The sequence below is a fragment of the Enterobacter sp. WCHEn090032 genome, from assembly GCF_003986875.1.
GTDB lineage: Bacteria > Pseudomonadota > Gammaproteobacteria > Enterobacterales > Enterobacteriaceae > Enterobacter > Enterobacter sichuanensis.
Map to the genome: position 1 here is coordinate 35,016 of NZ_RXRN01000002.1, position 14,460 is coordinate 49,475.

13 protein-coding genes are annotated in these 14,460 nt (G+C 57.3%); 2 read left to right on the forward strand and 11 right to left on the reverse strand.

Features of this window, described 5'->3' with window-relative positions:
* Nucleotides 1–75: 75 nt before the first annotated feature.
* The 3 genes from menF to EKN83_RS01650 all read right to left on the reverse strand — a co-directional run bounded on the left by menF (nt 76) and on the right by EKN83_RS01650 (nt 2,276).
* A complete protein-coding gene (gene menF, locus EKN83_RS01640) occupies nt 76–1,371 on the reverse strand; it encodes an isochorismate synthase MenF (protein WP_095450492.1) in 1,296 nt (431 codons plus the stop codon).
* A gap of 84 nt (nt 1,372–1,455) precedes the next feature.
* Nucleotides 1,456–1,761, reverse strand: a complete 306-nt coding sequence (gene elaB / locus EKN83_RS01645) for a stress response protein ElaB (RefSeq protein ID WP_008500219.1) — start codon at nt 1,759–1,761, stop codon at nt 1,456–1,458.
* Nucleotides 1,762–1,814: 53 nt separating this feature from the next.
* Complete coding sequence (locus EKN83_RS01650) at nt 1,815–2,276, reverse strand: GNAT family N-acetyltransferase (RefSeq protein ID WP_025757189.1); 462 nt, start codon at nt 2,274–2,276, stop codon at nt 1,815–1,817.
* Nucleotides 2,277–2,347: 71 nt separating this feature from the next.
* On the opposite strand from EKN83_RS01650, the gene rbn reads away from it, so the two are divergent.
* Nucleotides 2,348–3,265 carry a ribonuclease BN gene (gene rbn / locus EKN83_RS01655; protein ID WP_126800219.1) on the forward strand — a complete coding sequence of 306 codons (918 nt, stop codon included), beginning with the start codon at nt 2,348–2,350 and terminating at the stop codon, nt 3,263–3,265.
* Nucleotides 3,266–3,329: 64 nt separating this feature from the next.
* Nucleotides 3,330–4,334, forward strand: a complete 1,005-nt coding sequence (locus tag EKN83_RS01660) for a chemotaxis protein (protein ID WP_045286087.1) — start codon at nt 3,330–3,332, stop codon at nt 4,332–4,334.
* Between the two features lie 91 nt (nt 4,335–4,425).
* Here EKN83_RS01660 and nuoN read toward each other — a convergent pair whose 3' ends face one another.
* The 8 genes from nuoN to nuoG form a co-directional block, all read right to left on the reverse strand.
* A complete protein-coding gene (gene nuoN / locus EKN83_RS01665; RefSeq protein ID WP_023312531.1) occupies nt 4,426–5,883 on the reverse strand; it encodes an NADH-quinone oxidoreductase subunit NuoN in 1,458 nt (485 codons plus the stop codon).
* Nucleotides 5,884–5,889: 6 nt separating this feature from the next.
* Nucleotides 5,890–7,419: an NADH-quinone oxidoreductase subunit M gene (gene nuoM / locus EKN83_RS01670; protein WP_025757186.1), complete on the reverse strand. Its 1,530-nt coding sequence runs from the start codon at nt 7,417–7,419 to the stop codon at nt 5,890–5,892.
* Between the two features lie 76 nt (nt 7,420–7,495).
* Nucleotides 7,496–9,337, reverse strand: a complete 1,842-nt coding sequence (gene nuoL / locus EKN83_RS01675) for an NADH-quinone oxidoreductase subunit L (RefSeq protein ID WP_023312533.1) — start codon at nt 9,335–9,337, stop codon at nt 7,496–7,498.
* Entirely contained in the window at nt 9,334–9,636 is a 303-nt protein-coding gene (gene nuoK / locus EKN83_RS01680; protein WP_003861496.1) for an NADH-quinone oxidoreductase subunit NuoK, read from the reverse strand. The genes nuoL and nuoK overlap by 4 nt, the downstream gene beginning before the upstream one ends.
* Nucleotides 9,633–10,187 carry an NADH-quinone oxidoreductase subunit J gene (nuoJ, locus tag EKN83_RS01685; protein WP_008500212.1) on the reverse strand — a complete coding sequence of 185 codons (555 nt, stop codon included), beginning with the start codon at nt 10,185–10,187 and terminating at the stop codon, nt 9,633–9,635. The genes nuoK and nuoJ overlap by 4 nt, the downstream gene beginning before the upstream one ends.
* Nucleotides 10,188–10,197: 10 nt before the next feature.
* Nucleotides 10,198–10,740 carry an NADH-quinone oxidoreductase subunit NuoI gene (gene nuoI, locus EKN83_RS01690; RefSeq protein WP_003861491.1) on the reverse strand — a complete coding sequence of 181 codons (543 nt, stop codon included), beginning with the start codon at nt 10,738–10,740 and terminating at the stop codon, nt 10,198–10,200.
* 13 nt (nt 10,741–10,753) lie between these two features.
* Nucleotides 10,754–11,731 (reverse strand): NADH-quinone oxidoreductase subunit NuoH, encoded by a 978-nt coding sequence (gene nuoH / locus EKN83_RS01695; RefSeq protein WP_008500211.1) that lies wholly within the window; start codon nt 11,729–11,731, stop codon nt 10,754–10,756.
* A complete protein-coding gene (nuoG, locus tag EKN83_RS01700; protein ID WP_045286089.1) occupies nt 11,728–14,451 on the reverse strand; it encodes an NADH-quinone oxidoreductase subunit NuoG in 2,724 nt (907 codons plus the stop codon). The genes nuoH and nuoG overlap by 4 nt, the downstream gene beginning before the upstream one ends.
* Nucleotides 14,452–14,460 lie beyond the last annotated feature (9 nt).

Genomic DNA, 14,460 nt, shown 5'->3' on the forward strand with positions numbered 1-14,460 from the left:
ATCAAGAATACGACACAGTATAAATAATAGAAAAAACTGGAATTTTGATATGAATCGGGATTGCGCGAATCTGTATTAATCCCTTAGTAGCAGAGAGCGCAATCCGGCGGCTTTGTTTTCAATCTCCTGCCACTCCTGCTCCGGGTCAGACCCGCTGACAATGCCGGCGCCGGCGTAGAGACGCAGGGAGTCCTCCTGGACGCGGGCGGAGCGCAGCGCCACGCAGAACTCACTCTGGTCAGGCGATAAATACCCGGCCGAACCGGCATACCACTCGCGGTTAAAAGGCTCCACCTTCTGGATAAACTCGCGCGCTGGCTGTCGCGGTAATCCCGCAACGGCCGCCGTTGGCTGCAGCATGTGCAGACACTGCTCATCATCGGCCTGTTTTAGCTCGGTCCAGATACAGCGGCGCAAATGCTGCACTTTACGCAGGCGCACCACCTGAGGCGGCAGTACCTCAAGGGTCTGCGTATGGCGCTGAAGGCGCTGGCAAATATCTTCCACGACCAGCATATTTTCACGCTGGTTTTTATCATCATTCAGCAGCCACTCCCCCAGGCGCTGCGCCTGTTTATCATCGGGATGGCTGGCGACCGTACCCGCCAGGGCTTCCGTGCGCAGCAGCTTGCCGCGCCGCCGCCAGAGACGTTCGGGCGTTGAGCCGAGAAAGGCGTTGCTGGCGTCGAATACCATGCAGAAGTGATAGCAATTTAAATTCAGGGCGCGGCTGGCCGCCATCAGCGCGACGGGATGAACGCGCTGTGTAAACTGCAGGTCGGTAGCGCGGGCGAGGACAACCTTTTCAAAATCACCGCGTGCGATGGTGTCTGTCGCTTTGCGGACCAGCCTCAGCCATTCGGGCTGTTGCGGCTGATGGGTTTCGTGCTCAACCTGAACGGAGAGCGGGCGGACAGGCTTTGCAGAACGGAGCTGCTGTAAGAAATCCCGTGCGGCCAGGGCATCGTCCTGCAGCGAACTGTCGCTCCACAACTGCAGGCGCAGCGTGGCGTGACCCGCGCTACGTCGCCAGAGCAGGCGCGGAAGAAAGAGACTGCCCTGCTCCGGGTTAAACGCGTTCAGGCCGCAAATGCGGGTATCCCCTGCCGCGTGTTGCGCGCGTAAAAACTGCGAGGCTTCTGTCAGAGAGGAAAACCGGGTAACCGCCCCCAGCGCCGCCAGCTCTTCATCGCCGTTACGCTGTTGCCAGTAAAACTGAGGATAGCACTGCTGCGCGCCCAGCCAGGCGAGCGGATCGAAAGCATCGTTTAACGGGAAAGAGACGTCGAAATGACGTAAACCGGGTATAGCGGGTAACGCTTGCGCAAGCTGAGTACGCAGACGTTCCAGCGCGGTGGAAATCGAATGCACGCGAACCTCTCCCTGTGAAAACGCTTAGTATACGGGGTACCATCAGAAATATCAGTACCCACGTATAGGGAGTGGTTAAGCGGCCTAACGACGGGCTAACAGCAGACCGAGTACCAGCCCTACGGCGGCCCCGACGCCAATACCCTGCCACGGTTTTTCATGCACGTAATCATCGGCACGATACACCGCTTTTTTGGCGCGGTAGTAATAGGTATCCGATGCGTGGCTGACGCGATTTTTAACCTCATGCAGCGCCTGTTCGGCACGGGCTTTAAGCTCAATATATTTCTGATCGGCAGGGTCGCCCGAGGAACGTAACACCTCTTCCAGCGTTTCACTCAGTAAAGCCAGATCGTCATCGATACGGGTATCCCAGGATTGAAATGACATATTTTTCTCCATGTTAGTACACCAGTCCGCTAACTATAGCCAACGACTCGCCATTACGCCTGCTTCGCTTCCCGCGCCATACCAATGTGGGGAATGCCATCTTCGTCGTAGACTTCAGTAACCGGCACGAAACCAAAGTGGCCATAGAAGGGTTGAAGGTGCGCCTGCGCACCCAGGTATAACGCCTTGTCTGGCCACTGTTTCTGGCACGCTGCCAGCGTTTTTTCCATCAGCTGATAGCCCAGTTTTTCACCGCGCGCGCTACCGCTGATGATGACGCGGCCAATGACCACGGGCTCGATATCGTCTTCGCTTTTCAGAATCCTCGCATACGCCACCAGCTCGTTATCGCGCCAGCCGAGGATATGGCGGTTTTCGCCGACCAGATCATCGCCATCGATGTCCTGATACGGGCAGGTCTGTTCGACCACAAACACTTCACAGCGCAGTTTAAGCAGGGCATACAGCGCATTTACGGTGAGTTCACTATGGTGTAAATCTTGCCACTGGATCATGTCAGTCTCCTTCCTGGGGTTCATCACGTTATACTAAACCCCTCCCCGTTCGGCAAAGGGCTGATTGCGTTATGGAACTGATTTTTCTGGGTACGTCAGCTGGCGTGCCAACCCGCTCACGAAATGTGACGGCGATTCTGCTGGATCTTAAACACCCTACCCGCGGTGGGCTGTGGCTGTTTGACTGTGGCGAAGGGACGCAGCATCAGCTGTTACGCACCGCTTATCACCCTGGCAAGCTGGATAAAATCTTTATCACACACCTGCATGGCGACCATCTTTTTGGCTTGCCCGGGCTGCTGTGCAGCCGCTCCATGGCCGGAAACGCCAACCCGCTGACGATTTACGGGCCTGCGGGTGTGCGTGAATTTGTTGAAACCACGCTGCGCCTGAGCGGGTCGTGGACGGATTATCCGCTGGAAATCGTTGAGATTGGCGACGGTCTGGTTTTCGATGACGGGGATTATCACGTCACCGCCCAACCGCTCAATCATCCTGTGGCGTGCTACGGCTACCGCATTGAAGCGCATGACAAACCCGGCGCGCTGGATGCCGCCGCGCTAATGGCCGATGGCGTCAAACCCGGGCCGCTGTTCCAGCGCCTGAAGCACGGAGAGACCGTCACGCTGGAGGACGGGCGCGTCATCAACGGTCAGGATTATCTCGCCGCCCCGCAGCCCGGCAAAAAACTGGCGATTTTTGGCGACACGGCCCCTTGCCCGGCAGCGTTAACCCTGGCGCAGAGCGTGGACGTGATGGTGCATGAAGCCACGCTTGAAACGGCGATGGAAGAAAAAGCCAACAGCCGGGGCCATAGCTCAACGCGACAGGCAGCGCAGCTTGCCCGTGACGCAGGGGTCGGCAGGCTCATCATCACCCATGTCAGCTCACGCTACGACGCACGGGGGTGTGCAGGCCTGCTGGCAGAGTGTCGCGCGCTGTTCCCGGAATGTGAGCTGGCCGAAGATTTCGCTCAGGTCAGCGTTTAGTCCTTCATTTTTCTCTCAGGATGCCGATAACGATTAAAAGGTCAGCATTTCTCTCGAGGGTAGAATGGATAATTTCCAGAAAGATATTGATGACAGGGCGAATCTGACCCTGTCGAACCGTTTTGAACTGTTGCTGTTCCGTCTCGGCACCTCTCTTAACGAAAATAAATCTGAGCTGTTTGGCATTAACGTCTTTAAACTGCGTGAAATTGTGCCGATGCCGGAGTTCACGAAACCCGCAGGAATGAAATCACCGCTGATGGGAATGGTGAATATTCGCGATCAGGTGATCCCGGTGATTGACCTGGCCGCCGTGGCGGGCTGTAAGCCCACTACCGGGCTGAACATTCTGCTGATCACCGAATATGCACGTAGCGTGCAGGCATTCGCCGTGGAATCGGTTGAGAACATCATGCGTCTGGACTGGAAGCAGGTGCACGCCGCGGAAACCGCCGTCAGCGGGCGCTACATCACCAGTATTGCGTGTCTTGACGAGAAGACGGATACCAACGAACTGGCGATGGTGCTGGACGTTGAGCAGATCCTGTATGACATCACGCCGGCCAACCACGATCTTCATGCCACCAATCTGAAGACCACCAAATTCCATATTAAGCCTGGCGCTGTCGCGATTGTCGCGGAAGATTCCAAAGTGGCGCGCTCCATGCTGGAGAAGGGTCTGCAGGCAATGGAAATTCCGGCGCAGTTGCATATCACCGGTAAAGACGCATGGGAGAAAATTGGCGTGCTGGCGGCACAGGCGCAGGCGGAAGGGGTGCCGATTACCGATAAGATTGCCCTGGTACTGACCGACCTCGAAATGCCGGAGATGGACGGTTTCACGCTGACGCGTAAGATCAAAACCGATCCGCTGCTGAAAGATATTCCGGTGGTGATCCACTCCTCCCTTTCCGGCAACGCCAACGAAGATCATATTCGTAAGGTGAAGGCGGACGGTTATGTGGCGAAGTTTGAGCTGAACGAGCTGTCATCGGTGATTGAGGAAGTGCTGGACCGCTCGATGAAGAAAATTGACGGGCCGTTGATTAGCAGGAAACAGCTGGCTTAAATCTGGTGCGGGCTGGTGCCCTCACCCCGGCCCTCTCCCACGGGGAGAGGGAGAAAACCATAAAAAAACCCGCCGAGGCGGGTTTTTTGTTTTACATCAGCGGCATCGCTCGCTGCACGATATCAATCAGCGGCTGCGGATAGATACCGAAGATCAGTACCAGCAGTGCGGAGATGAGGACCACAATACCGCCGGCGCTGTACTGCCAGTTGGTTGGGGCATCACGGTTGAGCTGCTGAGGAGCACTCAGGTACAGACTCACGGCCACACGCAGATAGTAGTACAGACCAATCGCAGAGCCGATCACCACGCCCGCGGTCAGCCACCACAGATGCGCCTGCACACCGACAGCCAGCACGTAGAACTTACCGATAAAGCCCAGCGTCATCGGGATACCCGCCAGAGAAAGCATCATCACCGTCATCACCGCGGACAGGATCGGACGGTGCCAGAACAGACCACGGTAGGAGAACAGTGAATCGGCATCCGGGCCACGGTACGGGCTGGACATCAGGCTCACCACGCCGAACGCGCCGAGGCTGCTGAACAGATAACCGGCCAGATAGACGCCCACGGTTTCCATCGACATCTCACCGCTCTGCAGCGCAATCAGCGCCACCATCAGGTAGCCCAGATGCGAGATAGAGGAGTAACCCAGCAGACGTTTGATGTTGGTCTGGCTCAGCGCCATCAGGTTACCGAAGATGATGGAGACGAACGCGATGATGCCCAGCACCACGCGAACCGCTTCGCTGTCACCCACCGGTGCGTACAGGAACAGACGCATCACCACCCCGAAGATAGCGATTTTGCTCGCCGTCGCCAGGAAGGTAGACACCGGCGCTGGCGCACCCTGGTAGACGTCTGGCGTCCAGAGGTGGAACGGAACCAGAGAGAGTTTGAAGCCAAGGCCAACAATCATCATGCCCAGACCCGCCAGCAGCAGCGGCTCATGCAGCATGCCGTCGCCGAGGCTCTTGCCGAGCGCCATGAAGGAGAGATTACCGGACTGTGCGTACAGCAGCGCAATACCAAACAGCAGGAACGAGGACGCCGCCGCAGACAGGATGGTGTACTTGATACTTGCTTCCAGCGAGCGCTTCTGACGGAAGGCGTAACCAATCAGACCGAACAGCGGCAGAGAGATCAGCTCAATGCCGAGGAACAGCGCAGCCAGGTGGTTCGCGTTCGCCAGCAGAATGCCGCCCAGTGCGGCAATCAGAACCAGCAGGTAAAACTCTTCTTTGTTGTCGTTGTAGCCTTCAAGCCACGGGTACGCAAAGGTACAGGTTGCCAGGCTCGCCAGCAGAACCAGACCGGTATACAGCATAGCGTAACCGTCAACGCGCATCAGCGGGGTGACGTCCATCGCCCCACCCTGACCAACAAACCAGAGAGAGACTAACGCGGCGTTCAGGCCGATGACCGACAGCGTGGCATTCAGGAAGTGATTGCGTCGCCACGCAATGGAGAGCATCACAACCACCACCGTCAATCCGACGATCAGCAGCGGTAGCAGCGCGATCAGTTGTTGTGGAGTTATTGTCATGGCGAATTACGGCCTTGTAGTAGAAGCAGAATTAACAAACCACTGCTGGATGTTACCCATCGCGCTATGCGAGGTATCCAGAATCGGCTGCGGGAAGAAGCCCAGCAGCACCAGCAGTACGACCAGCAGCAGGATGATGAACAGCTCACGCAGCGACATCCCCGGCAGTTCTTGTGCAGCAATTTCGCTCTTCGCTTTACCGAAGTAAGCGCGGTGCAGCATCGCCAGCGAGTACACGGAAGCGAACACCAGACCAAAGGTGGAGATCACGGTAATCACCGGTACCACTTTGAAGCTGCCGAACAGAATCATAAATTCGCCGACGAAGTTACCGGTGCCTGGCATCCCCAGGGTGGCCACTGCGAAGAACATGGACAGCGCGGGCAGCCATTTAATTTTGCTCCACAGGCCGCCCATCATACGCATGTCGCGAGTGTGCAGACGTTCGTACAGCTGGCCACACAGGATGAAGAGACCGGCTGCGGACAGGCCGTGCGCAATCATCTGGATCACCGCGCCCTGGTACGCCAGCTGGCTGCCGGTGTAGATAGCAATCAGCACGAAGCCCATGTGGGAGACGGAGGTGTAGGCAATCAGACGTTTGATGTCGTACTGCGTAAACGCCATCCAGGCACCGTAGAAGATACCGATCACACCCAGCCACATGGCAATCGGTGCGAACTCAGCGGAGGCGTTCGGGAACAGCGGCAGTGCGAAACGCAGCAGGCCGTAGGCCGCGGTTTTCAGCAAGATGCCCGCCAGGTCAACGGAACCCGCCGTTGGTGCCTGAGAGTGCGCGTCTGGCAGCCAGCCGTGCAGAGGAACCACCGGCATTTTCACCGCGAAGGCGATGAAGAAGCCCAGCATCAGCAGGTATTCCACGCCGTGCGACATCGGAGTCTTCAGCAGCTCTTCGTAGTTGAAGGTCCAGACACCGGTCGCATTGTGGTGCACAAACACCAGCGCCAGAATGGCAATCAGCATCACCAGACCACTCGCCTGGGTATAGATGAAGAACTTGGTGGCCGCCGTGATACGCGTTTTACCGTCGGACGCCTTATGGCCCCACAGCGCGATCAGGAAGTACATCGGCACCAGCATCATTTCCCAGAAGAAGAAGAACAGGAACATGTCGATGGCCAGGAACACGCCGATAACACCGCCCAGGATCCACATCAGGTTCAGGTGGAAGAAGCCCTGGTATTTTTCGATTTCACGCCAGGAGCAGAGTACCGCCAGAACGCCGAGCAGACCGGTCAGCACCACCATCAGCAGCGACAGACCGTCAATCGCCAGGTGGATCGTAATGCCGAAACGTGGGATCCACGGCAGGATAAACTCAGACTGCCACTGCGGAATGCCCGCAGACTGAGTCAGAGAGTAGCCACCCTGCAACCAGAGTTGCAGACCAAGCGCGAGCGTCAATCCCATGGTGATCAGCGCGATCCAGCGCGGCATTTTCACGCCAAAGCGTTCAGTCTGCCAGCACAGGAAGCCGCCGATGAAGGGAATTAATATTAGCCAGGGTAGTAACATGGCGATTTACATTCCTTTTTAAGGCCCCCAGCAGGGGCCTGATTTTCAACGAATTCGAATAAAATTCACTTAACGATCAACGCAACACCATCAGCAGCGCCAGCACGACAACCGCACCGATGCTCATGGACGCCACATACCAGCGCAGGTAACCGTTCTCGCTGTACAGCAGGCCTTTACCTGCAAAGCGGGAGAGGATCGCCGGGATATTCATCAGGCTGTTCAGTGGGTCGCGCTTCAGCAGCCACGCAATGCCCAGGAACGGCTTCACGAAGATCATGTCGTACAGCCAGTCGAAGCCCCACGCGTTGTACCACCAGGTGCCCAGCAGACGGCCCGGCGCACTGTTGGCAACGGCAGTTACCAGCGTACGTTTACCCAGCCACAGCCATGCAGCGATCAGGATGCCCGCGATAGCGACCACACCGGAGGTGATTTCAAGCGTCAGAACGCGACCATGCTCAAGCTCGGTGGTGTCTGGCAGTACGCCCTGCAGTGGCGGAACAATCATCGCGCCAACGAAGGTGGACAGGACCAGCAGCACAATCAGCGGCAGGTGGTGGGTAATCCCCTTCCCTGCGTGAGCGTGAATTTGTTCTTTACCGTGGAATACGATGAAAATCATACGGAAGGTATACAGGGAGGTCATGAACGCGCCGACCAGACCCGCAACCATCAGATTGATATGACCATTCGCCATGGCACCCGCAAGGATTTCGTCCTTACTGAAGAAGCCCGCGGTGATCAGCGGCAGTGCCGCCAGCGCCGCGCCGCCCACCAGGAAGCAGACATAAACCAGCGGGATGGACTTACGCAGTCCGCCCATCTTGAAGATGTTCTGCTCGTGATGGCAGGCCAGAATGACGGAACCGGATGAGAGGAACAGCAGCGCTTTAAAGAACGCGTGCGTCATCAGGTGGAAAATTGCCGCGTCCCACGCCTGAACGCCCAGCGCCAGGAACATGTAACCAATCTGGCTCATGGTGGAGTACGCAAGAACGCGTTTGATGTCGGTCTGCACCAGCGCGGCAAAGCCTGCCAGCACCAGCGTGACCGCACCGACGATACCCACCAGATGCAGAATTTCCGGGGTCATCAGGAACAGACCATGGGTACGTGCAATCAGGTAGACACCGGCGGTGACCATGGTCGCAGCGTGGATCAGCGCGGAGACAGGGGTTGGACCTGCCATCGCGTCGGCCAGCCATGTCTGCAACGGCAGCTGCGCGGATTTACCCACAGCACCACCCAGCAGCATCAGCGTTGCCCACCACAGCATGTTGTTGCCTGCAGCGAAGTGTGCCGGCGCCAGTTCCACCATCTCGCGGAAGTTCAGCGTGCCCAGTTCGTTATAGAGAATGAACAGCGCGAACGCGAGGAAGACGTCACCCACACGGGTCACGACGAACGCTTTCATGGCCGCTGCGCCATTCTTCGGATCGGTGTAGTAGAAACCGATCAGCAGGTACGAGCACAGGCCCACGCCTTCCCAGCCCAGATACATCAGCAGCAGGTTATCGGCCAGCACCAGAACCACCATGCTGGCGATAAACAGGTTGGTGTAGGCGAAGAAGCGGGAGTACCCCTCTTCACCGCGCATATACCAGGAGGCGAACATGTGGATCAGGAAGCCGACGCCGGTGACCACGGAGAGCATGGTCAGCGAGAGACCATCCAGCACCAGGTTGAAACCGATGTTGAAATCACCGACCGACATCCAGGTCCACAGCGGCACGCTGAAGGGCTGACGTCCGTTGTTAAAGAAGTCGATACCCGCATACGCTGTCACCAGCGCAGCCAGACCAACAGAGCCGATGCCGACTGTCGCAGACAGATTCTCAGACCAGCGGCCGCGAGAAAACGCCAGCAGCACGAAGCCAATCAGCGGAAAAATAATGGTTAAGGCAAGCATGTTCATCCACGCAACTCACTTACTGAATCGATGTTCAGATTCTGGCGGCGACGATGGAGCTGCAGCAACAGCGCCAGGCCAATACTCGCTTCAGCAGCCGCAAGGCTGATGGCGAGAATGTACATCACCTGACCATCGGTCTGGCCCCAGTAGCTTCCGGCGACCACGAAGGCCAGCGCAGAGGCGTTAATCATGATTTCCAGACCGATCAGCATAAACAGCAGATTGCGGCGGATAACCAGACCCGTCAGACCCAGAACGAATAAAATCGCAGCGAGGATCAGTCCATGTGTTAAGGGGATCATGCGCGCTCCTCCGTTTTTCTTTTCGCGCGGTCGTCAGTGCGGTTGCTCAGCACCTCGCCAGCACGCTCTTCGCGGCCAACGTGGAAGGCAACAACCAGACCTGCCAGCAGCAGCATGGAGGCCAGTTCAACCGCCAGAACGTATGGGCCAAAGAGCGTAATACCGACCTCTTTAGCGCCGATCGGCGTACCGTCGATGCCCTGATCGTTGACGCCGAGAATGGCGTATACAATCACCACCAGCATGATGGCCGACAGAATTGCCGGGCCAATCCATACCTGCGGTTTTAACCACTGACGTTCCTGCTCAATTTCAGAGCCGCCCAGGTTCAGCATCATCACCACGAACACGAACAGCACCATGATGGCCCCGGCGTAGACGATGATTTCCAGCGCACCGGCGAAGTGCGCGCCCAGCGCAAAGAACACCCCGGAAATGGCCAGCAGCGAAATGATTAAGTACAGCAGCGCATGCACCGGATTGGTGTGCGTAATCACTCGCAGCGTAGCCAGGATGGCGATAAGGCCACAGATATAAAAAGCGAATTCCATTGCCCTCTCCTTACGGTAACAGGCTCTTGACGTCGATAGGCTTAGCTTCGTTCTCTGCTTCGCCCTTATCTTTGCCGTCGATTGCCATACCCGCCATCCGGTAGAAGTTATATTCCGGGTATTTGCCCGGACCGGAAATCAGCAGATCCTCTTTCTCGTACACCAGGTCCTGACGCTTATACTCACCCAGTTCAAAGTCTGGAGTCAGCTGAATCGCCGTGGTTGGGCACGCTTCTTCACACAGACCGCAGAAGATGCAGCGTGAGAAGTTGATGCGGAAGAACTCAGGGTACCAGCGGCCATCTACCGTCTCTGCTTTCTGCAGAGAGATACAGCCTACCGGACACGCTACCGCACACAGGTTACAGGCAACGCAGCGCTCGGAACCGTCCGGGTCGCGCGTCAGCACGATACGGCCACGGTAGCGCGGCGGCAGATATACCGGCTCTTCCGGGTACATCCGGGTTTCGCGTTTGGCAAACGCGTGCAGGCCGATCATCCAGATACTGCGTACCTGAGTGCCGAAGCCTACCAGTAATTCTTTTAAGGTCATGGTCTATAGCCCCTTATGGCTGCTGCCAGAGAATGACAGCCGCCGTTACCAACAAGTTGACGAGCGTCAGCGGCAGGCACACTTTCCAGCCGAAGGACATTACCTGGTCATAACGCGGACGCGGTAACGCTGCGCGAATCAAAATGAACATCATCATGAAGAACGCGGTTTTCAGCGCGAACCAGATGAACGGCGGTAAGAACGGGCCATGCCAGCCACCAAAGAACAGCGTTACCATCAACGCGGAAATGGTGACGATACCGATGTATTCGCCCACGAAGAACAGACCGAATTTCATACCGGAATATTCAATGTGGTAACCGTCGGCCAGTTCCTGTTCGGCTTCTGGCTGGTCAAACGGGTGACGGTGACACACCGCCACGCCCGCGATAGCAAAGGTAATAAACCCAAAGAACTGCGGGATAACGTTCCAGATGTCGGCCTGGTTGTTGACGATGTCGGTCATGTTGAATGAACCGGCCTGCGCCACCACGCCCATCAGGGAGAGACCCAGGAATACTTCGTAGCTCAGCGTCTGCGCAGACGCACGCATCGCACCCAGCAGCGAGTATTTGTTGTTACTGGACCAGCCTGCGAACAGCACCGCGTAAACCGCGAGGCCTGCCATCATCAGGAAGAACAGAATGCCGATGTTCAGGTCAGCCACCACCCAGGTCGGGCTGACCGGAACGATAGCAAACGCCAGCAGCAGCGAGGTGAAGGCGATCATCGGTGCCAGAGTAAAGATCACGCGGTCCGAGAAGCGCGGGATCCAGTCCTCTTTAAAGAACATCTTGATCATGTCCGCGACCAGCTGGAGTGAACCACCCCAGCCCACGCGGTTCGGTCCGTAACGGTTCTGGAACAGACCGAGCAGACGACGTTCACCAAAGCTCATGAACGCGCCGCAGGTGACCACCACCAGCAGGATAACAATCGCTTTCAGAATGCTCAGCAGGATGTCGATAAGATCCGGCGTTAACCAACTCATGCTTTTGCCTCCTGCAGATTATCAAGACGCGCACCCGCCAGAACCGGCGCGATGCCAGGCATACCCATCGGCAGACCTACCTGCCCTGCTGTCAGACTTTCCGAGATAATCAGCGGCAGGCTGATGGTCTGGCCGTCGTAGCTGAAGGCAATGTTCGCACCCGCGTTGACGCCAAGCTTCGCGGCGTCCGCCGGGTTGAGCTTGATGTACGGCTGCGGCATACGGGTCTGGAAGACCGGTGAACGCTGGGACAGCTCGTCACTACCGAACAGATGGTAGTAAGGGGCGATACGCCAGCTACCGTCCTGCGCCTTGAAGCTCGCCGGCACGGTGGTGAAGAAGTCCAGACCGGTTTCGGAGGCTTCAATCAGACGCACGCCCGGATCACCGTGACGCAGTGAACCGCCCACTTCAGCCTGGAACTTGTTCCATGCCTGCGGGGAGTTCCAGCCCGGTGCCCATGCGAATGGGATCTGTGAACGCGGCGCAGACGGCTGGTTGTTCCCTTCCATTGAGAAGGCGAACATGGTGTCTTTATCCTGCGGCTGACGCGGTTCGTGTACGCTGATATTGGCACGCATTGCGGTACGACCGCTGTAACGGTGCGGTTCACGCGCCAGTTTCTGGCCGCGAATACGGAAGCTTGCTTCAGGCGCGGCATCTTTAATGCCTGCCAGCTGAGGCAGTTTTTCCACCACCGCGTCGATAACATGGTCAAGCTGCGTCCAGTCCACTTCACGGCTCTGCACGGTGCTGTGCAGGGAGTGCAGCCAGCGCCAGCTTTCCAGCATCACGGTGTTGCTGTCGTAATATGCCGGGTCATAAACCTGGAAGAAACGCTGCGCGCGGCCTTCGTTGTTGATAACGGTACCGTCGCTTTCTGCGAAGCTTGCCGCAGAGAGCACCAGGTGCGCTTTATCCATAATCGCGGTGCGCTGATGGTCGATAACCATCACCAGCGGCGCTTTGGAGAGCGCGGCGTCTACGCGTGCGGCAGAAGCGTGGCGATGCAGATCGTTTTCCAGCACCACAACGGCGTCAGCGGCACCGGATTCCAGTTCGCTTAACGCTTCTTCCAGCGAGCCGCCGCCAATCATACCCAGACCGATGCTGTTTACCGCACGGGCAATCATGGTCACGCCAACGTCGGCACCGCGGCCTTTCAGGGCTTTGGCAACATTCGCTGCAGCCTGAATGATCTCGGCGCTTCCGGCGTTAGTCCCGGAAATAATCAGAGGTTTCTTCGCACCCGCCAGCGCCTGAACAATCACGTCGACCTTGTTTTGCAGGTCACGATCCAGTTCAACGGCTGGGGAGTTGCTGTCCAGCGCGTGGGCAATGGCAAAGCCAAGACGCGCCTGATCTTCAACCGGTGCGCAGTAGGTCCACGCCGCGATATCGTCCAGACGGGTATTGTCTACGTTCGTCACAAACAGAGGATGCTTCGCGCGCTGGCCGATGTTGAGGATTGCCGCAATCTGCCAGTCAGCCACTTTTTGCGCCGCTGCCATTTCACGGGCTTTACCCTTCACCGCCTGGCGAACTGCCAGAGCCGCACGAGCGCCGGTCTGCGTCAGATCTTCACCCAGCACCAGAACCGCATCATAGGATTCAATTTCACGCAGCGCAGGGGTATGAATACCGCCTTCACGCAGCACTTTCAGTACCAGCTGCAGACGTTCCTGCTCGCCCTGGGCGATACCGGTATAGAAGTTTTCCGCACCCACCAGCTCGCGCAGCGCGAAGTTGCTTTCGATGCTGGCGCGCGGGGAGCCGATACCGATCACTTTCTTCGACTGGCGCAGAATGTCTGCCGCGCCCTGCATCGCCTGTTCAGCGTTCAGGGTAATGAAGTCATCGCCACGGCGCTGAACCGGCTGACGCGGACGGTCTTTCAGGTTCACATAGCCATAGCCGAAACGACCGCGGTCGCACAGGAAGTAGTGGTTAACGGTACCGTTATAACGGTTTTCGATACGACGCAGCTCGCCGTAGCGCTCACCCGGGCTGGTGTTACAGCCCAGCGAACACTGCTGGCAGATGCTTGGCGCAAACTGCATGTCCCATTTACGGTTGTAACGCTCGGAGTGGGTTTTGTCGGTGAACACGCCGGTCGGGCAGATTTCCACCAGGTTACCGGAGAATTCGCTCTCAAGCACCCCGTCCTCCGGACGACCGAAGTAGACGTTGTCATGCGCACCATAGACGCCCAGATCCTGACCGTCTGCGTAGTCTTTGTAGTAACGCACGCAGCGGTAGCAGGCGATGCAGCGGTTCATTTCGTGAGAGATGAACGGCCCCAGATCCTGGTTACGGTGGGTACGCTTGGTAAAGCGATAGCGACGGAAGCTGTGACCGGTCATTACGGTCATATCCTGAAGGTGGCAGTTACCGCCCTCTTCACAGACCGGACAGTCGTGTGGGTGGTTGGTCATCAACCATTCCACAACGCTTTCGCGGAACTGTTTGGCTTCTTCGTCATCAATCGAAATAAAGGTACCTTCGGTGGCTGGCGTCATACAGGACATCACCAGGCGACCACGCGTGTCTTCCGCGTTTTGATATTGCTTCACCGCACACTGGCGGCAAGCACCGACGCTGCCCAGCGCCGGATGCCAGCAAAAATACGGAATATCAAGGCCGAGCGACAGACAAGCTTCCAGCAGGTTGTCCGCCCCGTTGACCTCATATTCTTTGCCGTCTACATGAATCGTAGCCATTAGCATGCT

Bases quoted from the DNA above. Each gene is read 5' to 3' on its own strand.
- nuoM (WP_025757186.1), bottom strand. From the start codon at position 7,419: ATGTTACTACCCTGGCTAATATTAATTCCCTTCATCGGCGGCTTCCTG.
- nuoJ (WP_008500212.1), bottom strand. From the start codon at position 10,187: ATGGAATTCGCTTTTTATATCTGTGGCCTTATCGCCATCCTGGCTACG.
- nuoL (WP_023312533.1), bottom strand. From the start codon at position 9,337: ATGAACATGCTTGCCTTAACCATTATTTTTCCGCTGATTGGCTTCGTG.
- rbn (WP_126800219.1), top strand. From the start codon at position 2,348: ATGGAACTGATTTTTCTGGGTACGTCAGCTGGCGTGCCAACCCGCTCA.
- nuoK (WP_003861496.1), bottom strand. From the start codon at position 9,636: ATGATCCCCTTAACACATGGACTGATCCTCGCTGCGATTTTATTCGTT.
- nuoN (WP_023312531.1), bottom strand. From the start codon at position 5,883: ATGACAATAACTCCACAACAACTGATCGCGCTGCTACCGCTGCTGATC.
- elaB (WP_008500219.1), bottom strand. From the start codon at position 1,761: ATGTCATTTCAATCCTGGGATACCCGTATCGATGACGATCTGGCTTTA.
- nuoG (WP_045286089.1), bottom strand. From the start codon at position 14,451: ATGGCTACGATTCATGTAGACGGCAAAGAATATGAGGTCAACGGGGCG.
- EKN83_RS01650 (WP_025757189.1), bottom strand. From the start codon at position 2,276: ATGATCCAGTGGCAAGATTTACACCATAGTGAACTCACCGTAAATGCG.
- nuoI (WP_003861491.1), bottom strand. From the start codon at position 10,740: ATGACCTTAAAAGAATTACTGGTAGGCTTCGGCACTCAGGTACGCAGT.
- EKN83_RS01660 (WP_045286087.1), top strand. From the start codon at position 3,330: ATGGATAATTTCCAGAAAGATATTGATGACAGGGCGAATCTGACCCTG.
- nuoH (WP_008500211.1), bottom strand. From the start codon at position 11,731: ATGAGTTGGTTAACGCCGGATCTTATCGACATCCTGCTGAGCATTCTG.